The sequence below is a fragment of the Serratia sp. Ag1 genome (genome assembly GCF_000743355.1).
Classification (GTDB): Bacteria; Pseudomonadota; Gammaproteobacteria; order Enterobacterales; family Enterobacteriaceae; genus Chania.
Genome location: NZ_JQEI01000025.1, coordinates 186,101 through 203,751, shown reverse-complemented (window position 1 = coordinate 203,751; position 17,651 = coordinate 186,101). Strand labels below are relative to the sequence as shown.

Annotated in this window: 19 protein-coding genes; 10 read left to right on the top strand and 9 right to left on the bottom strand. The window is 56.0% G+C overall.

The genetic code is table 11. From position 1 onward, the window contains the following. The first annotated feature begins 1 nt into the window (after position 1). The 8 genes from IV04_RS15880 to IV04_RS15845 all read left to right on the top strand — a co-directional run bounded on the left by IV04_RS15880 (position 2) and on the right by IV04_RS15845 (position 7,494). Positions 2–703, top strand: coding sequence for a creatininase family protein (locus IV04_RS15880; RefSeq protein WP_037395620.1), 702 nt, complete (start codon positions 2–4; stop codon positions 701–703). Then, the gene (locus IV04_RS15875) at positions 700–1,776 is read left to right on the top strand and encodes a ketopantoate reductase family protein (RefSeq protein ID WP_037395618.1); all 1,077 of its coding nucleotides are present in this window, start codon (positions 700–702) and stop codon (positions 1,774–1,776) included. Before IV04_RS15880 ends, IV04_RS15875 begins: the two co-directional genes overlap by 4 nt. A 3-nt stretch (positions 1,777–1,779) precedes the next feature. Continuing rightward, positions 1,780–2,526: an SDR family NAD(P)-dependent oxidoreductase gene (locus IV04_RS15870; protein WP_037395616.1), complete on the top strand. Its 747-nt coding sequence runs from the start codon at positions 1,780–1,782 to the stop codon at positions 2,524–2,526. A 65-nt stretch (positions 2,527–2,591) separates the two neighbouring features. After that, positions 2,592–3,617 carry an ABC transporter permease subunit gene (locus IV04_RS15865; RefSeq protein WP_037395614.1) on the top strand — a complete coding sequence of 342 codons (1,026 nt, stop codon included), beginning with the start codon at positions 2,592–2,594 and terminating at the stop codon, positions 3,615–3,617. Between the two features lie 39 nt (positions 3,618–3,656). Beyond that, the gene (locus IV04_RS15860; RefSeq protein ID WP_197062140.1) at positions 3,657–4,556 is read left to right on the top strand and encodes an ABC transporter permease subunit; all 900 of its coding nucleotides are present in this window, start codon (positions 3,657–3,659) and stop codon (positions 4,554–4,556) included. 9 nt (positions 4,557–4,565) lie between these two features. Continuing rightward, on the top strand, positions 4,566–5,540 hold the full coding sequence (locus IV04_RS15855; RefSeq protein WP_037395610.1) for an ABC transporter ATP-binding protein: 975 nt from the start codon (positions 4,566–4,568) through the stop codon (positions 5,538–5,540). Continuing rightward, complete coding sequence (locus IV04_RS15850) at positions 5,537–6,505, top strand: peptide ABC transporter ATP-binding protein (protein WP_037395609.1); 969 nt, start codon at positions 5,537–5,539, stop codon at positions 6,503–6,505. The genes IV04_RS15855 and IV04_RS15850 overlap by 4 nt, the downstream gene beginning before the upstream one ends. 20 nt (positions 6,506–6,525) lie before the next feature. After that, a complete protein-coding gene (locus tag IV04_RS15845; protein WP_037395607.1) occupies positions 6,526–7,494 on the top strand; it encodes an isoaspartyl peptidase/L-asparaginase family protein in 969 nt (322 codons plus the stop codon). A 54-nt stretch (positions 7,495–7,548) separates the two neighbouring features. Here IV04_RS15845 and nudK read toward each other — a convergent pair whose 3' ends face one another. From nudK to napF, 8 genes are all read right to left on the bottom strand, one after another. After that, a complete protein-coding gene (gene nudK / locus IV04_RS15840) occupies positions 7,549–8,124 on the bottom strand; it encodes a GDP-mannose pyrophosphatase NudK (RefSeq protein ID WP_037395605.1) in 576 nt (191 codons plus the stop codon). Positions 8,125–8,441: 317 nt separating this feature from the next. Continuing rightward, positions 8,442–9,059, bottom strand: a complete 618-nt coding sequence (gene napC, locus IV04_RS15835; RefSeq protein ID WP_037395603.1) for a cytochrome c-type protein NapC — start codon at positions 9,057–9,059, stop codon at positions 8,442–8,444. 11 nt (positions 9,060–9,070) lie between these two features. Next, a complete protein-coding gene (gene napB / locus IV04_RS15830; protein WP_037395601.1) occupies positions 9,071–9,520 on the bottom strand; it encodes a nitrate reductase cytochrome c-type subunit in 450 nt (149 codons plus the stop codon). Next, a complete protein-coding gene (napH, locus tag IV04_RS15825; protein ID WP_037395599.1) occupies positions 9,517–10,425 on the bottom strand; it encodes a quinol dehydrogenase ferredoxin subunit NapH in 909 nt (302 codons plus the stop codon). The genes napB and napH overlap by 4 nt, the downstream gene beginning before the upstream one ends. Next, positions 10,418–11,176 carry a ferredoxin-type protein NapG gene (gene napG, locus IV04_RS15820; RefSeq protein WP_037395597.1) on the bottom strand — a complete coding sequence of 253 codons (759 nt, stop codon included), beginning with the start codon at positions 11,174–11,176 and terminating at the stop codon, positions 10,418–10,420. The genes napH and napG overlap by 8 nt, the downstream gene beginning before the upstream one ends. A gap of 10 nt (positions 11,177–11,186) precedes the next feature. Beyond that, complete coding sequence (gene napA / locus IV04_RS15815; RefSeq protein WP_037395595.1) at positions 11,187–13,673, bottom strand: nitrate reductase catalytic subunit NapA; 2,487 nt, start codon at positions 13,671–13,673, stop codon at positions 11,187–11,189. Then, positions 13,670–13,933, bottom strand: a complete 264-nt coding sequence (gene napD, locus IV04_RS15810; protein WP_037395593.1) for a chaperone NapD — start codon at positions 13,931–13,933, stop codon at positions 13,670–13,672. The genes napA and napD overlap by 4 nt, the downstream gene beginning before the upstream one ends. Next, entirely contained in the window at positions 13,926–14,420 is a 495-nt protein-coding gene (gene napF, locus IV04_RS15805) for a ferredoxin-type protein NapF (RefSeq protein WP_037395591.1), read from the bottom strand. Before napF ends, napD begins: the two co-directional genes overlap by 8 nt. Before the next feature lie 366 nt (positions 14,421–14,786). On the opposite strand from napF, the gene narQ reads away from it, so the two are divergent. Both narQ and narL read left to right on the top strand, forming a co-directional pair. Beyond that, positions 14,787–16,469 carry a nitrate/nitrite two-component system sensor histidine kinase NarQ gene (narQ, locus tag IV04_RS15800; protein ID WP_037395589.1) on the top strand — a complete coding sequence of 561 codons (1,683 nt, stop codon included), beginning with the start codon at positions 14,787–14,789 and terminating at the stop codon, positions 16,467–16,469. Positions 16,470–16,601: 132 nt separating this feature from the next. Beyond that, positions 16,602–17,234 (top strand): two-component system response regulator NarL, encoded by a 633-nt coding sequence (gene narL / locus IV04_RS15795; RefSeq protein WP_037395587.1) that lies wholly within the window; start codon positions 16,602–16,604, stop codon positions 17,232–17,234. A 26-nt stretch (positions 17,235–17,260) separates the two neighbouring features. Here narL and IV04_RS15790 read toward each other — a convergent pair whose 3' ends face one another. After that, a complete protein-coding gene (locus IV04_RS15790) occupies positions 17,261–17,539 on the bottom strand; it encodes a helix-turn-helix domain-containing protein (RefSeq protein WP_037395585.1) in 279 nt (92 codons plus the stop codon). Positions 17,540–17,651: the final 112 nt, after the last annotated feature.

The following is a 17,651-nucleotide window of genomic DNA, read 5'->3' as shown; positions in this document are numbered from 1 at the left end:
CATGAAAATTATAGACATGAACTGGATGCAGCTCGAATCCTACCTGCAGCAGGACGATCGCGTCGTGGTGCCATTAGGCAGCGTTGAACAGCATGCTTATTTAAGCCTGGCCGTCGATATGATCCTGGCAGAGAAAGTGGCGGTAGATGCGGCCGAGCCTTTGGGCATTCCGGTCTATCCGGCGATCCCGTTTGGCGTAACGCCCTATTTTGCCGCGTTTCCCGGCACGGTCTCTTTACGCGTAGAAACCTATGTACGGGTGATTCACGATCTGTTAGACAGCCTCGCCCGTTCTGGTTTCAAACGTATTGTGCTGGTGAACGGCCATGGCGGTAATCAGCCTGCCGCCAGCGCCGCCACAGAATGGATGCTGAGTAACCCAGACGTTAAAGTGCGCTTCTACAACTGGTGGAATGCGCCGAATACCCTGGCCAACGTGCGCTCGGTGGATCCTACCTCTTCCCACGCCAGTTGGATGGAGAATTTACCCTGGACGCGATTGGCGGATGCTCCCTGCCCAGACGCACGTAAAGCGCCGATTGATTACCAGCGTTTCCACGTGATGAACGCGGCACAGGCCAAAGAATACCTGGGCGACGGCAATTTTGGCGGTTGGTATCAGCGCCCTGCCGAGGTGGAAAATGCCATGTGGCAAGTCGCGGTGGAAGAGACTCGCGCCATTCTGCAAGGGCCTTGGGAATGAGCCCGTCGCCGATTGTTGTTTGGGGCGCTGGTGCCATGGGCGGCACCTTGGCAGCCTATTGGATCCGGGCCGGGCTCGATGTGCTGCTGGTGGACAACAACCCTGCTCACGTGGCGGCGATTAATCAACAGGGTTTACGCATCAGCGGGCCGATCGAGGAGTTTATCGTTCCTGCCCGTGCGGTGTTGCCGGAACAACTTGGGTCGCCGAGCGCCGCAGGCAATGCCAGCCCGCAACGGTATCAGCGCATCTTTCTCTGCACCAAGGCGCAGCATACAGAGGCGGCCTGCCACAGCCTGGCCCCGCACCTGGCCGAACAGGGTGAGGTGATCTCGGTACAAAATGGATTGAATGAGCTGATTATTGCCAGCATCGTCGGCGAATCACGCACCATCGGCTGCTTTATCAATTTTGGTGCCGACATTTTAGAGCCGGGCCACATTCATTACGCCGGGCGTGGTGCCGTGGTGATCGGTGAGTTGCAAGGCGCTTTAACCCCTCGCCTGGCCGATATTCTGCATTTGATGCAACTATTTGAACCGAACGCGCTGCAAACACAGCATATCTTCAGCTATTTATGGGGCAAATTGGGTTACGGTGCACTGCTGTTTGGTACGGCACTGACCAACGAGTCGATTGTCGATGTGCTGGCGCATCCTGATTACCGCAACGTCCTGATCGCTATCGGCAAAGAGGTGTGTGCGGTGGCTGCCGCAGCCAACATTCCGCTAGAAGGCTTCAACGGTTTCCATCCCCCCGCTTTCAGCGCCCAGGCCACGATGGCAGAAAGCCATGCCTCGATGGATGCCATGGTGGCATTCAACCAGCGATCGGCCAAAACCCACAGCGGCATCTGGCGTGATCTCGCCATTCATAAGCGTAAAACCGAAGTGGATCAGCAGCTCGGTGTGATTGTGCAGGAAGCAGAACGCCTGGGCATTGCCACCCCACTGTTGCAAGCGGTGATTAACGGCATTCACCAGATCGAACAGGGCACGCCGTTATCCTGGGCCAACCTCGATCGGGTTGCCGCCTTAGTGCAACCCATCGTTCATCACGGCAGTAAGGAGTAATAGATGAAATTTGATTTTTCCGAACAGCAGATCATCGTTACCGGTGCGGCACAGGGTATTGGCCGTGCGATTGCCAAAGCCTTCGCGGCATTGGGTGGCAAAGTGTGGATCTGCGACGTGGATGCAGACACGCTGGCGATTACCCAGCAAGAGTGCGGGCCGTCAGCGCAGGCGCGCATGGTCGATGTGACCGATCGGGCGCAGGTGCAAGCCTTTGTCACTGAAGTCGGCAAGGTGGACGTACTGGTGAATTGTGCTGGCGGGGTGCGCGGGCAAGAGGGCCATCCGCTCGAAACCATTACCCCGCAACAGTGGCATGCCCTGTTTCAGGTTAACGTAGACAGCACCTTCTGGTTTGCCCAAGCCGTCGCCCCAGCGATGAAAACAGCGAACTATGGCCGCATTATCAATATCTCCAGCGGAGCCGGGCTGGGCATCAGCCTGACCGGGATCCAGGCCTATGCTTCCGCGAAAGCGGCACAGATTGGCCTGACTCGCCAGCTCGGCCATGAACTGGGCCCCTTCGGTATTACCGTGAACAGCGTTGCCCCCGGCTTTGTGCGTTCCAACCCCAGCAGCGAGCGCCAGTGGCAAAAATTTGGCGAAGCGAAACAGCAAGCGATTTTGAGCCAAATCGCCATGCGCCGTTTAGGCAAAGCGGAAGATATCGCCCACGCCGTTCTGTTCTTTGCCTCGCCTTATGCGGGCTGGGTGTCGGGCCAGACACTCTCCGTCGATGGCGGTAAGTAACGCGTTCAGATTCACCCGGTGCGCGGGAGGACGCCCCGCACCACGCACTTTTAATAGGTACTCCAATGGTTAAATTTATTCTAAAGCGCCTATTGATGCTGATCCCGAGCTTTATCGGGATCACCTTGATTACGTTTATGCTGGTTCATCTGATCCCCGGCGATCCGGTGGAAATCATGATGGGCGAACGCGGGCTGGATCCCGTTTATCACGCGGAAATGCTGAAAAAACTGGGGTTGGATTTGCCCCTGCCACAGCAGTATTTCAATTATCTGAGCAGCCTGCTGCACGGCGATTTAGGCATGTCGCTCACCTCTAATGAATCGGTGCTGCATGAGTTTCTGACGCTGTTCCCTGCCACCTTGGAATTAGCCACGCTGGCCATGATCCTGGCGATTATTGTCGGTATCCCGATTGGGGTATTAGCCGCCGTTAAGCGTGGTTCTATTTTTGATCATGGTGTGATGGGCTTGTCATTAACCGGCTTTTCCATGCCGATTTTCTGGTGGAGCTTAATCCTGATCATGTTCTTTTCGGTGCAACTGGGCTGGACGCCGGTATCAGGCCGCATTGATCTGGATTTTGATATTGAACCCCACAGCGGTTTTATGCTGATCGATGCGCTGATCGCGCAATATCAGGATCCCGATGCCAATCAGGGGGCGTTCCTTAACGCGCTAAAACACCTGATCCTCCCGGCCATCGTCCTGGCTACCGTGCCATTGGCGATTGTCTCGCGCATGACGCGTTCATCGATGCTGGAGGTGCTGCGTGAGGATTATGTGCGCACCGCCTACGCCAAAGGGTTATCGCCGTTACGGGTCATTTTTGGCCATGCCCTGCGCAATGCCTTGATCCCGGTATTAACCATTATCGGCCTCAGCGTCAGTTCACTGCTGGGCGGTGCCGTGATGACAGAAACCATTTTCTCCTGGCCCGGCATTGGCAAATGGCTGATCGAGGCAATTGGCCGCCGCGATTACCAGGTGGTGCAGAACGGTATTCTGCTGGTTGCCACCTTGGTCATCATCACCAACGTGCTGGTGGATATTTTATACGGTGTGGTCAACCCGCGTATTCGCCACGCTTAACAGGAGCCGATGATGTCTAATGCAATGTTGAATAACGGCATGGCGCTGGATCAGGACGATCTCTCATACCGCTATCCCTCGCCATTCAAAGAGTTCTGCCAGAGCTTTGCAACGAATCGCGGTGCCTCGATCGCGCTGGGTTTCATCGCGATCGTGCTGATTGCCGCCGTTTTTGCCCCCTGGTTGGCACCTTATGATCCGATCACGCAATACCGCGATCACCTGATGCAGCCGCCGATGTGGCAAGAGCACGGCAGTGCCGCCTTCCCGTTGGGGACTGACGAAGTTGGGCGCGATATTCTTTCCCGCTTGATGTACGGCGGGCGGTTGTCGCTGTTTATCGGTTTCTGTGCGGTGATTTTTGCCCTGATCCCAGGTGCCATGCTGGGGCTGTTGGCGGCATTTTATCCGCGCTTCATCGGTGTCGCCGTAATGCGTTTGATGGACATCATGATGTCGATGCCCACTCTGCTGCTGGCGGTGGCCATTATGGCGGTACTCGGCCCGGGCCTGCTCAATGCGATGATCGCCATCGCCATTGCATCGTTACCCGGTTACGTGCGCCTGACACGGGCGTCGGTGATGATGGAACTGAATCGGGACTATGTTACGGCGGCGCGGGTTGGCGGAGCCGGTACGCTGCGCCTGATGTTTTTCACCGTGCTGCCCAACTGCATGGCCCCGCTGATTGTGCACATGACCATGAGTTTCTCGTCGGCGATCCTGGAAATTGCCGCACTGGGCTTTCTCGGGCTGGGCATTCAGCCACCAGACCCGGAATGGGGCACCATGCTGGCTTCAGCGCGTGAATATATGGAGCGCGCCTGGTGGATCGTCACCATGCCGGGCCTGACAATTCTGTTGTCGGTCGTGTCTATCAATCTGATCGGTGATGGTCTGCGTGACGCACTGGATCCGCGTCTGAAGCAAGCAGGATAAGGTGAACGCATGAGCCTATTGGATATTCGTAACCTCTCCGTAGCCTTTGGCGCGCGGAAAAAACCGTTTCGTGCGGTTGAAAATGTGAATTTAACCGTCGAGCACGGTGAGATCGTCGGTATTGTCGGTGAGTCAGGATCGGGTAAATCGGTCACCATGATGGCGATGATGGGGCTGTTGGAAAAGCAGGGGCGGGTTTCCGCAGACACCCTGCAGTTTGACGGCCATGACATGCTAACCCTGTCGCCCCGCGAACGCCGCAAGATCATTGGCAAAGATATCGCCATGATTTTTCAGGATCCGATGTCATCCCTCAACCCCAGCTACACCGTCGGGCGGCAGATTATGGAAGTGCTGGCGCTGCACCAAGGGCTGAAGGGCGCAGCATTACGCGATCGCGCCATTGAGCTGATGACACTGGTAGAGATCCCCGATCCGGCTCGCCGTTTGGAGGCTTACCCCCATCAGCTATCGGGGGGAATGAGCCAGCGCGTGGTGATCGCCATGGCTATCGCCTGTAAGCCGAAGTTATTGATCGCCGATGAACCGACCACGGCGCTGGATGTCACCATTCAGGCGCAAATCATGGAGCTGCTGGTAAATCTGCAGAAAACGCAGGGGATGGCGCTGATCCTGATCACCCATGACCTGGCGGTGGTAGCAGAGATCGCCCATAAAGCAGTGGTGATGTATGCCGGGCAGATCGCCGAAGTCTCTGCCGTGCCAGCGATCTTCCGTCGCCCACACCATCCTTATACGCAGGCGTTGCTGAAGTCGATCCCGGAACACAGCAAGGGAACCGAACGCCTGTTTACCCTGCCAGGGATTGTGCCGGGGCAATTCGATCGCCCGATGGGGTGTTTACTGGCACCGCGTTGCCCGTATGTTCAACAACAGTGCAGCGCCAAGCGCCCAGAACTCACCGTTAGCGACGACTATGCCGTCAGGTGCTACTTCCCTCTCAATGCGTCAGGTCAACCATGAAAACGATATTACAAGCCACCGATCTCACTCGCCATTATGAGGTCGGCCAAGGTTTCTTGAGCAAGGGCCACACCGTCAAGGCGCTCAATGGAGTCAGCTTTTCGTTGGCTGCCGGCAAAACTCTGGCCGTGGTCGGTGAGTCCGGCTGCGGCAAATCCACCCTGGCCCGCCAGCTAACCTTAATCGAATCGCCGACTTCAGGTTCATTGGTGCTTGACGGCCAGGATATCGCCAGCGCCACGGCGGCACAGCGCAAAGCGATGCGCGCCAAAGTGCAGATGGTGTTCCAAAACCCTTATGCCTCATTGAATCCGCGCAGCAAGATCGGCACACAGCTCAGCGATCCGCTGGCGATCAACACGTCGCTGAATGCCAAAGAGCGTGAGGAACGAGTGCGGTTAATGATGAGCAAAGTCGGGTTACGCCCGGAGCATTACCACCGCTACCCGCACATGTTTTCTGGCGGGCAGCGGCAGCGGATTGCCATCGCCCGTGCCATGATGCTTAACCCGCAAATTGTGATTGCAGATGAACCCACCTCCGCGCTGGATGTTTCGATCCAGGCACAGGTGCTGAATCTGTTTATGGATTTACAGGCGGAATTTAATACCACCTATGTGTTTATTTCCCATAACCTTTCCGTTGTGGAACATGTTGCCAATGATGTCATGGTGATGTATCTCGGGCGTGCCGTGGAGATTAGCAGTAAAACCACGCTCTATGCGCAACCACTGCATCCTTATACCAAAGCGCTGCTGTCGGCCACCCCGACCATTCACCCAGAAGATCGGCAGATAAAAATCAAGATCATGGGAGAACTGCCGAGCCCGCTGAATCCCCCTTCCGGCTGTGCTTTCCACAAACGTTGCCCGTTTGCCGATGCACGTTGTCAGCAGGAAGAACCCCAATTACGGACGCTCGGCAGCACGCAGGTGGCCTGCCACCATGTCGAGCGGATTAACTAAACGCATTCAAGGTCATAAAAATGAGCACAATCAAGCCCGTTATCGTCATCCATGGTGGCGCAGGCACTATCAGCCGCCATAGTTGTACAGCAAAAAAAGAACAGGAATACCACGCCGCTTTACAAGCGGTGTTAGCAGCGGGCCAGGCTATTCTGGCTCAAGGCGGCAGCGCCACCGACGCCGTTACTCAGGCGGTCACGCTGTTGGAAGATTGCCCGTTATTCAATGCCGGGAAAGGCGCGGTATTTACCCATGCGGAAACCCATGAACTGGATGCGGCAATCATGAACGGTGCCAATCTGCAAGCCGGGGCACTCTCTTGCGTTAACCATATCAAACACCCGATCCAGGCCGCCCGCGCCATTATGGAGCATAGCGACCATGTGCTGTTTGTCGGCGCGGGTGCCGAAGACTTTGCCCGTCAACAGGGGTTGGAACTGGTAGATAACAGCTATTTTTCTACCGATGCCCGGCGTGAGCAGTTGTATCGGGTAAAAAATGGTCATGGTGGCATGGTGTTGGATCACAGCGCCGAAACCCTCACCCAGCAAGCTCCGCCAATCAGTGAAGAACATAAATTCGGCACCGTCGGAGCCGTCGCGCTCGATAGCCACGGCAATCTGGCAGCGGCAACCTCCACAGGCGGCATGACCAATAAGCAGGCGGGGCGCGTCGGCGATACCCCGATTTTAGGTGCCGGAACCTATGCGGATAACCAGACGGCGGCCATTTCCTGTACCGGTACCGGGGAGATGTTTATGCGCATGGTCACAGCCTACGATGTGTGCGCTCTGATGCGCTATGCGGGCCTTTCTCTGGCACAGGCCACCGAGCAGGTAGTGATGGAAAAGCTCCCCACCATCGGCGGTGAAGGCGGGTTGGTTGCCGTTGATGCGCAAGGCAATATCAGCCTGGCTTTTAACAGTGAAGGGATGTATCGCGGTTATGCTTATGTCGGGGAAGAGGTGGTCACGGCGATTTTTAGATAATCGCTACTGATGTTGCCGTAGGTGGCCTGCCATAAACGACAGGCCAACCCATCCTTATCCCATCACCCGATGGATTTGCAGATACTGCAGCAGCATGATGGTTTTACCGTCTTTGATGCGGCCATCGGCGATCATCGCTATCGCTTCGCTGAACGGCAACTCCACCACTTCGATATCTTCATCTTCAATACCGCCACCTGCGGTATGGCGTTCGTTATCCTGGTACTCGGCAATAAAGAAATGGATAATCTCCGTCACGCCGCCCGGCGACATGTAGGCTTCGAAGATTTTCTGTACTTCCCCTACCTGAAAGCCGGTTTCTTCTATCGCTTCGCGGCGGGCGCACTGTTCGGGGGAGTCAGCGTCCAGCAGCCCGGCGCAGGCCTCCAGCAACATGCCGCTGGCATTGCCGTTGACGTAGGTCGGCATACGGAATTGGTTGGTCAGCACCACGCTGCCTTTAGCGCGGTTATACAACAGAATCGTTGCGCCGTTACCACGATCGTACACCTCGCGTACCTGTTCAATGGAACCACCGTTCTTACGTTTCAAATCAAAGGTATATTTGTTCAATACATACCAGTTGTTCGACAGCAGCTCTTTCCTGATATTTTCAATCTTGGATGACATAAACCCAGCTTCCGTTAGCAGACCCGACCCAACATGTGGCAATAGCAAAACGCAGCTACGGCGGATTTGCAACAAAAAACCCGCAGGCTTTGCAGCACTGCGGGTTTTTTTATACCCAAAATAATTCGAGTTGCTTGTAGGCGGCAACTGAGCGACAAATCGGTCAAAGACCGATTTGAACAGCGCTTGCGCTGGCCCGCAGGGTGAGCCTCTCTGAGGCTCATAAGCCCCAGGAGCTTACTCAGGTAAGTGACTGGGGTGAGTGAAGGAAGCCAACACCCAAGCAACTTGAAGTATGACGGGTATATACCAATAACTTAGAAGCCGTTCGGTACTTCGCGCATATCCGGCAGCTTGTGTGCGATCCCTTTATGGCAATCAATGCAGGTTTTGCCTTCGGTAATCGCTTTGTCGTGCATCTTCGCCGCCACGGTTTTCTGGGCGTTGAAATCCATATACTCAAAGTTATGACAGTTACGGCATTCCTGTGAGTTATTGGCCTTCATCCGGGCCCATTCGTTGCTGGCCATCGTCAAGCGGTGCGCCTCAAACTTCTGCGGCGTGTCGATCAGGCCAAACACCTTGGCATACAGCTCTTTGCTGGCCTTTATCTTGCGCAGCATTTTAGGCCCCCACTCGTGCGGAACGTGGCAATCCGGGCAGGTGGCGCGAACGCCGCTGCGGTTGCTGTAGTGCACACTCTCCATATATTCTTCGTAGACGTTCTCGCGCATTTCGTGGCAACTGATACAGAACTGCTCGGTGTTAGCCGCCTCCATACCGGTGTTGAAACCACCCCAGAAAATGATCCCGGCCACAAACCCCAACAGCAGCAGCGTACCCAAAGCCAAGCGGCTTGGCCTGCGCCACCAGCACCATAAGCGGCGAATCAACCCGGCCTTTTTCTCAGGCGTTTCATTATTACGTTCGGCCATAACTCCCCCGCTTATTGCCCAAAGCCTGGCATAGGCTTGAAATCGTTACCGATGATCGGTGCAGCATCGGTTTGTGGTACGTGACATTGCAGACAGAAATAGCGGCGTGGTGCCACTTCACCCAGCACTTTGCCGTTGCTGTCCATAAAGTGTGTCGGGCTGACGCGCGGAGCGCCAGTGGTGCGATAACTCTCAACCCCGTGGCACTGCAAACAACGGTTAGTGTTCTTGGTCACCTGATAGCCATCAATACTGTGCGGGATCATCGGCGGCTGGTTGACGTAGTTCAGCGCCATTCTCTCCTGCTGTTTCGGCATTCTGATCTGCCCTTCGACAGTGGCGGAAACCTCTGGCGATTGCTGAAGATCCACATCACTGGCGGCAAACGCGAAGCTGGCAACCACCAGCGACAGCAGCGCTCCACACAGGGAAAGCGGCTTGTTCAGGACATTGCTTTTCATTTTTTGGCTCCCGAATAATGAAATTTGGTCTTAATTTCGAATACATTTTCTGCACAGACGTCGATACAGCGTCCGCAGGCAATACAGGCATCACTGGCCACCCGTGGTGTACCTTTTTGTAGTAATAACGGTTCACGCAAAATCTGGGGTTCCGGGCACACATGGAAACAATCCATACAGCGGGTGCAACTTTCGCGCCGCTCTGCGCTGATCTGCACCACACCCTGGCTGCCAATCACGCCATATAACGCGCCTATCGGGCAAAGATGGCCACACCAGCCGTGCTCAACCACCAGCAGATCAAACAGGAACAGCGCCACAATCAGCCAGATCCCCGCACCAAAAGCGGCAACCAGGCCTTTGAGCCAACTTAGTGCCCCTTCACCGGTACCATGAATCAAGCCACGGCCCATCACAGCAACCGGGTTGAGCCATTCCCACAGCAGCGTGCCACTGACGGCGCTGCCCACCAGCACGGCGATCAGGATGCCGTAACGCAGGCTGCGCGGCAGGCTGGCAGATTGCCGTAAACCCAGCTTGCGCCGCAGCCACGCCGCCAGATCGGTGACCGGGTTCAACGGGCAAACCCAGCCACAGAACACCCGATTGCCGATCAGGCCGTAGATCAGCACCACTGCCGTGCCTACCCACACCAACCAGGCAGGCCAATGACCGGCCAGCAGGCTTTCCAGCATCATCAACGGATCGGTGAGCGGGATGGTCTCCAGCAACAGGCTGGCGCTGTAGTTGCCACGCAGGATCCAAACGCCCCACAGTGGCCCGGACAGAAACATCAGCAAGATCAGTAACTGGCTGCTGCGCCGCAAGATCAGGAAGCGGTTGCTGCTCCACCAACCGTGGCGCAGACGCGCATCACGCCCGGCTTGTGCGACAGGATTAGCCATCATTCCCCTCCTTTGCACCACGTACCGGTAAGGTGATCCCTTCCGGCACCAGCGAATGCCCGGCACGCTGTTTCTCCTGCCAACCCCAGCGGTAATGCTCGCCCAACTGACCGCGCGCCAGCTCCATTGGCAACACCTTGATTGCCGCCTGTTCCAGCACGCAAGCCTGCTCGCACTTGCCGCAGCCGGTGCAGGCGTCGCTGTGTACCGTAGGCAGGAACAGCGCATGCTTGCCGGTCCGTTGGTTGTGCTGCAGATCCAGCGTAATCGCCTTATCGATCTGCGGGCAGACACGGTAACAGACGTCACAACGCAAGCCCTGCCAGTTCAGGCAATTTTCGTGATCCAACAGCACCGCCAACCCCATTCGTGCCTGATCGATATCGGTCAGGGCGGGATCCAATGCCCCGCTGGGGCAGGCCACCACGCACGGCAGGTCGTCACACATCTCGCAAGGGATATCCCGTGCCACAAAGTAAGGCGTTCCTGCCGCCAGCGGCGAGAGCAGCGTGGCCAGTTTCAGCGTCTGATACGGGCATGCCTGCACGCACTGGCCGCAACGGATGCAGGCGCTGTCAAAGGCTCCCGCCACCAACGCACCCGGTGGCCGCAACGCCAGGCCATCACGCGCCTGCGACTGCTTTTGCTGCAACCCGAGCAGTGCGGCGATTCCCGCCAACCCGGCGGCGCTGCGAGCAGCATCACGCAGAAAGCGCCGCCGTGCCGGGGTTTTATCTCGTTGCTGGCTCATGGCGTTGGCCTTATACCTTCTCCAGTTTCACCGCGCACTTCTTGTAATCGGTCTCTTTTGACAGCGGATCGGTCGCATCCAGCGTCAGGTTGTTGACCAGTTGTGCGGCATCGAAGAATGGCATGTAAACCAGACCTTTCGGCGGACGGTTACGGCCACGGGTTTCTACAATGCTGATCACTTCACCCCGGCGGGAAACCACTTTCACTTTGTCGCCCCGGCGCAGGTTGCGTTCTTTGGCATCCAGCGGGTGGATAAACGTCACCGCCTCAGGGAAAGCACGGTGCAATTCCGGCACGCGGCGCGTCATGGAACCGGTATGCCAATGCTCCAGCACACGGCCAGTGGACAACCACAGATCGTATTCTTTATCCGGGCTTTCTGCCGCTGGTTCATACGGCAGCGCGAAGATCACCGCTTTACCGTCGGGTTTACCGTAGAAACGCACGCTTTCACCCGCTTTCACATAAGGATCGGTACCTTCGCGATAGCGCCACAGGGTTTCTTTGCCATCCACCACCGGCCAGCGTAAACCACGCGCCTGGTGATACATGTCGAACGGCGCCAGATCGTGACCATGGCCGCGACCAAAGCCCGCATACTCTTCAAACAGGCCTTTCTGGATGTAATAACCGAAAGCCCGCGCTTCGTCGTTCAACTGAGCTGCCGGGATCTCTTCCAGCTTGTATTTATTGACTTCGCCGTTGTCAAACAGCACGTCATATAGGGTCTTGCCACGGTATTCCGGCTTCTGATTCAGCAGCTCTGCGGGCCATACTTCCTCCACTTTGAAGCGTTTGGAGAACTCCACCAGTTGCCACAGATCGGATTTGGCCTCGCCCGGCGCTGGCACCTGCTGACGCCAGAACTGGGTACGTCGCTCGGCGTTACCGTAAGCCCCTTCTTTCTCAACCCACATGGCGGTCGGCAGAATTAAGTCCGCCGCCAACGCGCTGATCGTCGGATAGGGATCGGAAACCACAATAAAGTTGCGCGGATCGCGCCAGCCCGGCATGCGTTCTTGGCTAATATTCGGCCCAGCCTGCATGTTGTTGTTACACATCACCCAGTAGGCATTCAGTTTGCCGTCTTTCAGCGCTCGGTCTTGCGCCACCGCGTGCAGCCCGACTTTTTCTGGGATGGTGCCAGCCGGTAACTGCCACTTCTGTTCGGCAATCTGGCGGTGCTTCTCGTTGGTGACCACCATATCGGCAGGCAAACGGTGAGCAAAGGTCCCGACTTCACGCGCAGTACCACAGGCAGAAGGCTGACCAGTGAGCGAGAACGGCCCGCAGCCCGGCTTGGAGATCTTGCCGGTCAGCAGGTGCAGGTTGTAGCACAGGTTATTCGCCCAAACGCCGCGCGTATGCTGGTTAAAGCCCATGGTCCAGTAAGACACTACCTTCACATTCGGATCGGCATACAGCTTCGCCAGCGCTTCCAGTTGGTCTTTCGGTACGCCGCTCATCTCGGCAGCCTTATCCAGCGTGTATTCCGCTACGAAGGCTTTGTAATCATCAAAGCTCATCGGCTCTGAAGCATCACTGCCCGGATTCTTGGCGGCTTTCTCCAACGGGTGCGTCGGACGCAGGCCGTAACCGATATCGGTCGCGCCTTTGCGGAGGTTGACGTGCTGTTTGAGGAATTCCTGATCGACCGCGTTGTTCTGGATAATGTAGTTGGCGATGTAATTCATGATCGCCAGATCGGTCTGCGGGGTGAACACCATAGCGTTATCCGCCAGCTCAAAGCTGCGGTGCTCAAACGTCGACAGAACCGAGACATTGACCTTGTCGTTACCCAAACGGCGGTTGGTGATGCGCGACCAGAGGATCGGGTGCATTTCCGCCATGTTGGAACCCCACAGCACAAACGCATCGGCCTGCTCGATATCATCGTAGCAGCCCATGGGTTCATCCATGCCGAAGGTGCGCATAAAACCCACCACTGCCGAAGCCATGCAGTGGCGCGCGTTCGGATCAAGGTTGTTGGAACGCAGACCGGCCTTGAACAGCTTGGCAGCGGCGTAACCTTCCCATACCGTCCACTGGCCGGAACCGAACATGCCCACGCCCTCTGGGCCTTTCTCTTTCAAGGTTCCTTTGAACTTCTCGGCCATGATATCGAAAGCCTGTTCCCAACTGATGGGCGTAAACTCCCCTTCTTTATCGTATTGGCCGTTTTTCATCCGCAACAGCGGCTGCGTCAGGCGGTCTTTGCCGTACATGATTTTCGGCAGGAAGTAGCCTTTGATACAGTTCAAACCACGGTTGACTGGCGCATCAGGATCGCCCTGAGAGGCAACAATCCGGCCATTCTGCGTGCCCACCAGCACGCCGCAACCTGTGCCGCAGAAACGGCAAGGCGCTTTGTCCCATTTGATTTCGTCGGCACCGCCGACCACGGCCTGGGCGACCGTTGGGATCGTCAGCCCGGCAGCCGCAGCGGCAGCCGCTGCAGCGTTAGCTTTCATGAAGTCTCGACGACTGAGTTTCATGGCGTTACCTCACCTTGCTCATCCTGCTGGTGATAAACCAGCGACACCGCCAGTACGCCATCCAAATTACGCACCGACTCAATTTTTTCCAGCAACGCCTCAGAGCGTGCTGCCTGCATCACCACGACCAACTTACCTTGCTGTTGATCCTGTGCCGGAACTTCCGTCTCTGGGATTGCCAGCAGCGCTGGAATCAACCCTGGAAACATTTCAGGCCGGGCCTGAACCATCAACCCGCTCACATGCCACTCGTTATTCATTGTTTTCACTCCGGGTTATCGCGATCGCCACCGTTGGGCAACTGGCTACACAAGCTCCACAGCCGCTACAGGCCGCCGCATCGAGAGCCGGCTTGGCTATCCCCCCCAACTGTGGCCGGAAGCGGATCGCCTGCGTTTCACAGTTATCCTGGCAACTGCGGCACTCAATGCCCTGCATGGCCAGGCAACGATCGGTAAAGGTTGCCACCAGTTGCCAGGGTGGGTATTGCAGCGGATAAAACAGCGGAGCTTCGCAAGCCTCTGCACATCGGCGGCAGAAGGTGCACTCCGCACGTTGGAAATCAACTTCAGGAAAACCACCGCTGCCAACGACTAACACACCGGTTTCACAGGCGTTGATGCAGGCCTGACAACGAGTGCAACCCGCAAGAAAGAGAGGAGCTTCGCGCGACCATGGGGGGCGGATCGCATCAGAATGATGACGCCATTGTCCGCTGAGCAGCTTGCGTCGCGACAATTCGGCCATGCGGTTTATCCTTAGTGTTAGAAATACAAACTGCGTATCAAAATGACCCTGTAATTCTGTTATGTTTGCGCTCAAAACCCCTACCGGGGTAAGGTCAAAATAGGCTGAACGCCAGAGTGAAATAATCACTCTTTATGGGTAAATCACTAGGTTGATTGCGCCAGATCAATCTCTGGCAATGCATAGAGGGGTTTCTGACGAGGATTTCTACGCGAGCGTTATTTACTTTACTATATAACGGGAGTCACCTCAATCCGCATCTGACAGTTTGACAAAAGTCGCGGTGCTTTCGCGCCGTAAAAGGTTATCATTTTGCCCACCAACGAATTCACGGGCTTAGGCTCGCCTTCTGATAAGGATGCTTAATTGCTCGTAAAACGTTCAGTGACAGCTAGCATGGCTAAAGCCTTGATCAGCATCGTGATACTTTCGGTGTTATCTACCGGGCTGGCGCTGACCACCGTCGCCGATAGCCTGCGCGATGCCGAAGCCGTGAATATTGCCGGTTCCTTGCGTATGCAGAGCTATCGCCTGGCCTACGCATTGACCACTGGTTCCGGTGAGTTGAACGAGTATTTGTTGCAATATCAGCAATCGCTGCTGGCTCCCGCCCTGCTCAAGCTCGATCGTTTTTACGTCCCGAAGGACGTGCGGGAAAAGTACCTGACGCTGCGTCAGTCCTGGCTAACGCTGGAGAAACAGATCCAAGCCGGGCAGACGGCGAACTACCAGGCGCAAGTCGCCAGCTACGTCAAACAGATCGACCATTTTGTGCTGGCGCTGCAGCGCTATTCAGAAATCAAACTCACCATTGTGGCCGCGATCAGCGTTATGGGGTATATCGCCATCGTCGCTCTGGTGCTGTTCTGCATCCGTTTTATGCGCCGCCAGGTGGTGACACCGCTGAAACGTTTGGTCGATGCCAGCCAGCGTATGCAACAGCGTGATTTCGACCATCCACCGCTCGACGTGTCATTACCGAATGAATTGGGGGTGTTGTCACAGGCGTTCACCGCCATGTCCGGCGAACTGGCTAAGCTCTATAAGTCGCTGGAATATAAGGTGCAGGAAAAAACCGAGCGCCTGCAGCAGGCCAACCGCACGCTGGAGGTGCTTTACAGCTGTTCACAAGCGCTGAGCGCCGGGCAACTTGATCAACGGGCGTTCGAGAAAGTGTTGCGCATTGTGCGCCTGAGTGAACAACTGCAATGCATTCAACTGAATGTGGAAGATAACCTCAGCCAGTGGCAGGTCAGCAGTGGTGAACCGCTGGCAGAACAGGAGTGGCACGCACTCACAATCGTGCAGGATCACAAGCCGTTGGGCAGCCTGAGCTGGCAGCAACAGCAACAACCGCCCCACCCGCACCTGATGCAAAGCGTGGCGAATATGCTCAGCCGCAGCGTTTATTTCAATCGTGCGCAAAAGCAGCATATGCAATTTCTGCTGATGGAGGAACGCGCCACCATTGCCCGCGAGCTGCATGATTCACTGGCTCAGGCACTGACGTTCCTGCGTATCCAGCTCACCTTGCTGAAGCGTACTCTCGCCGGCAGCACGCCAGCAGCTCACGAGATCATTAATGATTTTGATCGGGCACTGGCTGATGCTTACCGCCAACTGCGCGAGTTGCTGACCACTTTCCGCTTGAGTATTCAGGATCCCGATCTCAATGCGGCGCTTGAGCAGGTATTGGAGCCATTAAAACTTCTGACCTGCGCACGGATTCAGTTACACTGTCGGCTTGCCTCACAGGCGCTGAATGCACAGCAACAGGTGCATGCGTTGCAGATCGTGCGTGAAGCGGTGCTGAATGCCATCAAGCACGCCGATGCACAGGAAATTGTCATTCGCTGCGAACTCTCCCCAGAAGGCGATAACCAGATCACCATCATCGATGATGGTTCCGGCATCGACAGCCTGGATGAACCGGAAGGCCACTACGGCCTGACAATCATGAGCGAACGGGCGGCGCGCCTGGGGGGGAAACTGCATATCCGGCGTGGCAAAGAAAAAGGCACAGAGATCTGTCTTATTTTCCCGCCTTGAGGGAGTTATTGGTTGCCGTCGGGCATGAGTCGCCTTTTAATACTATCCGCGGCCTCAACGCCGTTCTGTGATTAACAGCCAAATGCCTATCTGGCACTTGCGTGGTTTCACTCGCTACAGGGAGCATGTTTCATGGTGATAAAAAATTATAAAGTCATGATCGTTGACGATCACCCACTGATGCGCCGGGGCATCAAACAGTTGCTTGGGCTGGATCCGACCTTTACCGTCGTGGCAGAAGCCAGCAATGGTAACGAAGCCATCACGTTAGCCGGGCAGTTGGCGCCAGACGTGATCCTGCTGGATCTGAACATGAAGGGTCTTTCTGGGCTGGATACGCTGAAAGCCTTGCGTGAAGAAGACGTGGATGCCCGTATCATTGTGCTGACCGTCTCCGATGCGCGCAGCGATGTTTATGCGTTGATCGACGCCGGTGCTGACGGCTATCTGCTGAAAGACAGCGAGCCGGAGCAGCTGCTGGAGCATATCCATGAAGCCGCTGAAGGCAAGAATGTGATCAGCGAAGCGGTAGCCGACTATCTGGCCTCACGCAGCGAACAGCACGATCCGTTCGCCGATCTCACCGAACGTGAACTGGATGTGTTACAGGAGGTCGCGCGCGGTATGTCGAACAAGCAGGTAGCCGCACAGTTGCATATCTCTGAAGAGACGGTGAAAGTGCATATTCGCAACATGCTGCGCAAGCTCAACGTCCGTTCACGCGTGGCAGCCACCGTTTTGTTTCTGGAATATAAAAGCCAGTAATCTCTCCCCGGCATGCCGGGGAGCCGTTATTCAATCGCGGCAAGCAATGCCAGATGATGCTGGTTAACCCAGCTTTTATTCAGCGGCCCCCAATTCTCAAGCCGATAGAAACCATCGTTATTACGCATTCCCTGCTGCACAAACTGTAATTCCACCCCCAAACCAGGCAACGCTTTCAGCACATCCTGCAATGTGCGGCGCGGCCAACCGGTCAACGCCATCAAGCGCGGCACATTAGGCCGTTCACTGTGGCTGATTAACCAACAGAGATAAAGGCGGCGAGCAAATACCGGGTTAATTTCCATGCCAAACTCCTGCTGTGATAATGTCACTGACTCTGCGATAAATGTAGCTGACACCCACTGTTATTTACATTATCTCCATTCTTTCTCCACGCTTTCCCTGCCTATCACGGGT

Excerpts from the sequence above, each read along its gene's own strand:
- IV04_RS15880 (WP_037395620.1), top strand. The coding sequence starts at position 2 with ATGAAAATTATAGACATGAACTGGATGCAGCTCGAATCCTACCTGCAG.
- IV04_RS15875 (WP_037395618.1), top strand. The coding sequence starts at position 700 with ATGAGCCCGTCGCCGATTGTTGTTTGGGGCGCTGGTGCCATGGGCGGC.
- IV04_RS15870 (WP_037395616.1), top strand. The coding sequence starts at position 1,780 with ATGAAATTTGATTTTTCCGAACAGCAGATCATCGTTACCGGTGCGGCA.
- IV04_RS15865 (WP_037395614.1), top strand. The coding sequence starts at position 2,592 with ATGGTTAAATTTATTCTAAAGCGCCTATTGATGCTGATCCCGAGCTTT.
- IV04_RS15860 (WP_197062140.1), top strand. The coding sequence starts at position 3,657 with ATGGCGCTGGATCAGGACGATCTCTCATACCGCTATCCCTCGCCATTC.
- IV04_RS15855 (WP_037395610.1), top strand. The coding sequence starts at position 4,566 with ATGAGCCTATTGGATATTCGTAACCTCTCCGTAGCCTTTGGCGCGCGG.
- IV04_RS15850 (WP_037395609.1), top strand. The coding sequence starts at position 5,537 with ATGAAAACGATATTACAAGCCACCGATCTCACTCGCCATTATGAGGTC.
- IV04_RS15845 (WP_037395607.1), top strand. The coding sequence starts at position 6,526 with ATGAGCACAATCAAGCCCGTTATCGTCATCCATGGTGGCGCAGGCACT.
- nudK (WP_037395605.1), bottom strand. The coding sequence starts at position 8,124 with ATGTCATCCAAGATTGAAAATATCAGGAAAGAGCTGCTGTCGAACAAC.
- napC (WP_037395603.1), bottom strand. The coding sequence starts at position 9,059 with ATGGCCGAACGTAATAATGAAACGCCTGAGAAAAAGGCCGGGTTGATT.
- napB (WP_037395601.1), bottom strand. The coding sequence starts at position 9,520 with ATGAAAAGCAATGTCCTGAACAAGCCGCTTTCCCTGTGTGGAGCGCTG.
- napH (WP_037395599.1), bottom strand. The coding sequence starts at position 10,425 with ATGGCTAATCCTGTCGCACAAGCCGGGCGTGATGCGCGTCTGCGCCAC.
- napG (WP_037395597.1), bottom strand. The coding sequence starts at position 11,176 with ATGAGCCAGCAACGAGATAAAACCCCGGCACGGCGGCGCTTTCTGCGT.
- napA (WP_037395595.1), bottom strand. The coding sequence starts at position 13,673 with ATGAAACTCAGTCGTCGAGACTTCATGAAAGCTAACGCTGCAGCGGCT.
- napD (WP_037395593.1), bottom strand. The coding sequence starts at position 13,933 with ATGAATAACGAGTGGCATGTGAGCGGGTTGATGGTTCAGGCCCGGCCT.
- napF (WP_037395591.1), bottom strand. The coding sequence starts at position 14,420 with ATGGCCGAATTGTCGCGACGCAAGCTGCTCAGCGGACAATGGCGTCAT.
- narL (WP_037395587.1), top strand. The coding sequence starts at position 16,602 with ATGGTGATAAAAAATTATAAAGTCATGATCGTTGACGATCACCCACTG.
- IV04_RS15790 (WP_037395585.1), bottom strand. The coding sequence starts at position 17,539 with ATGGAAATTAACCCGGTATTTGCTCGCCGCCTTTATCTCTGTTGGTTA.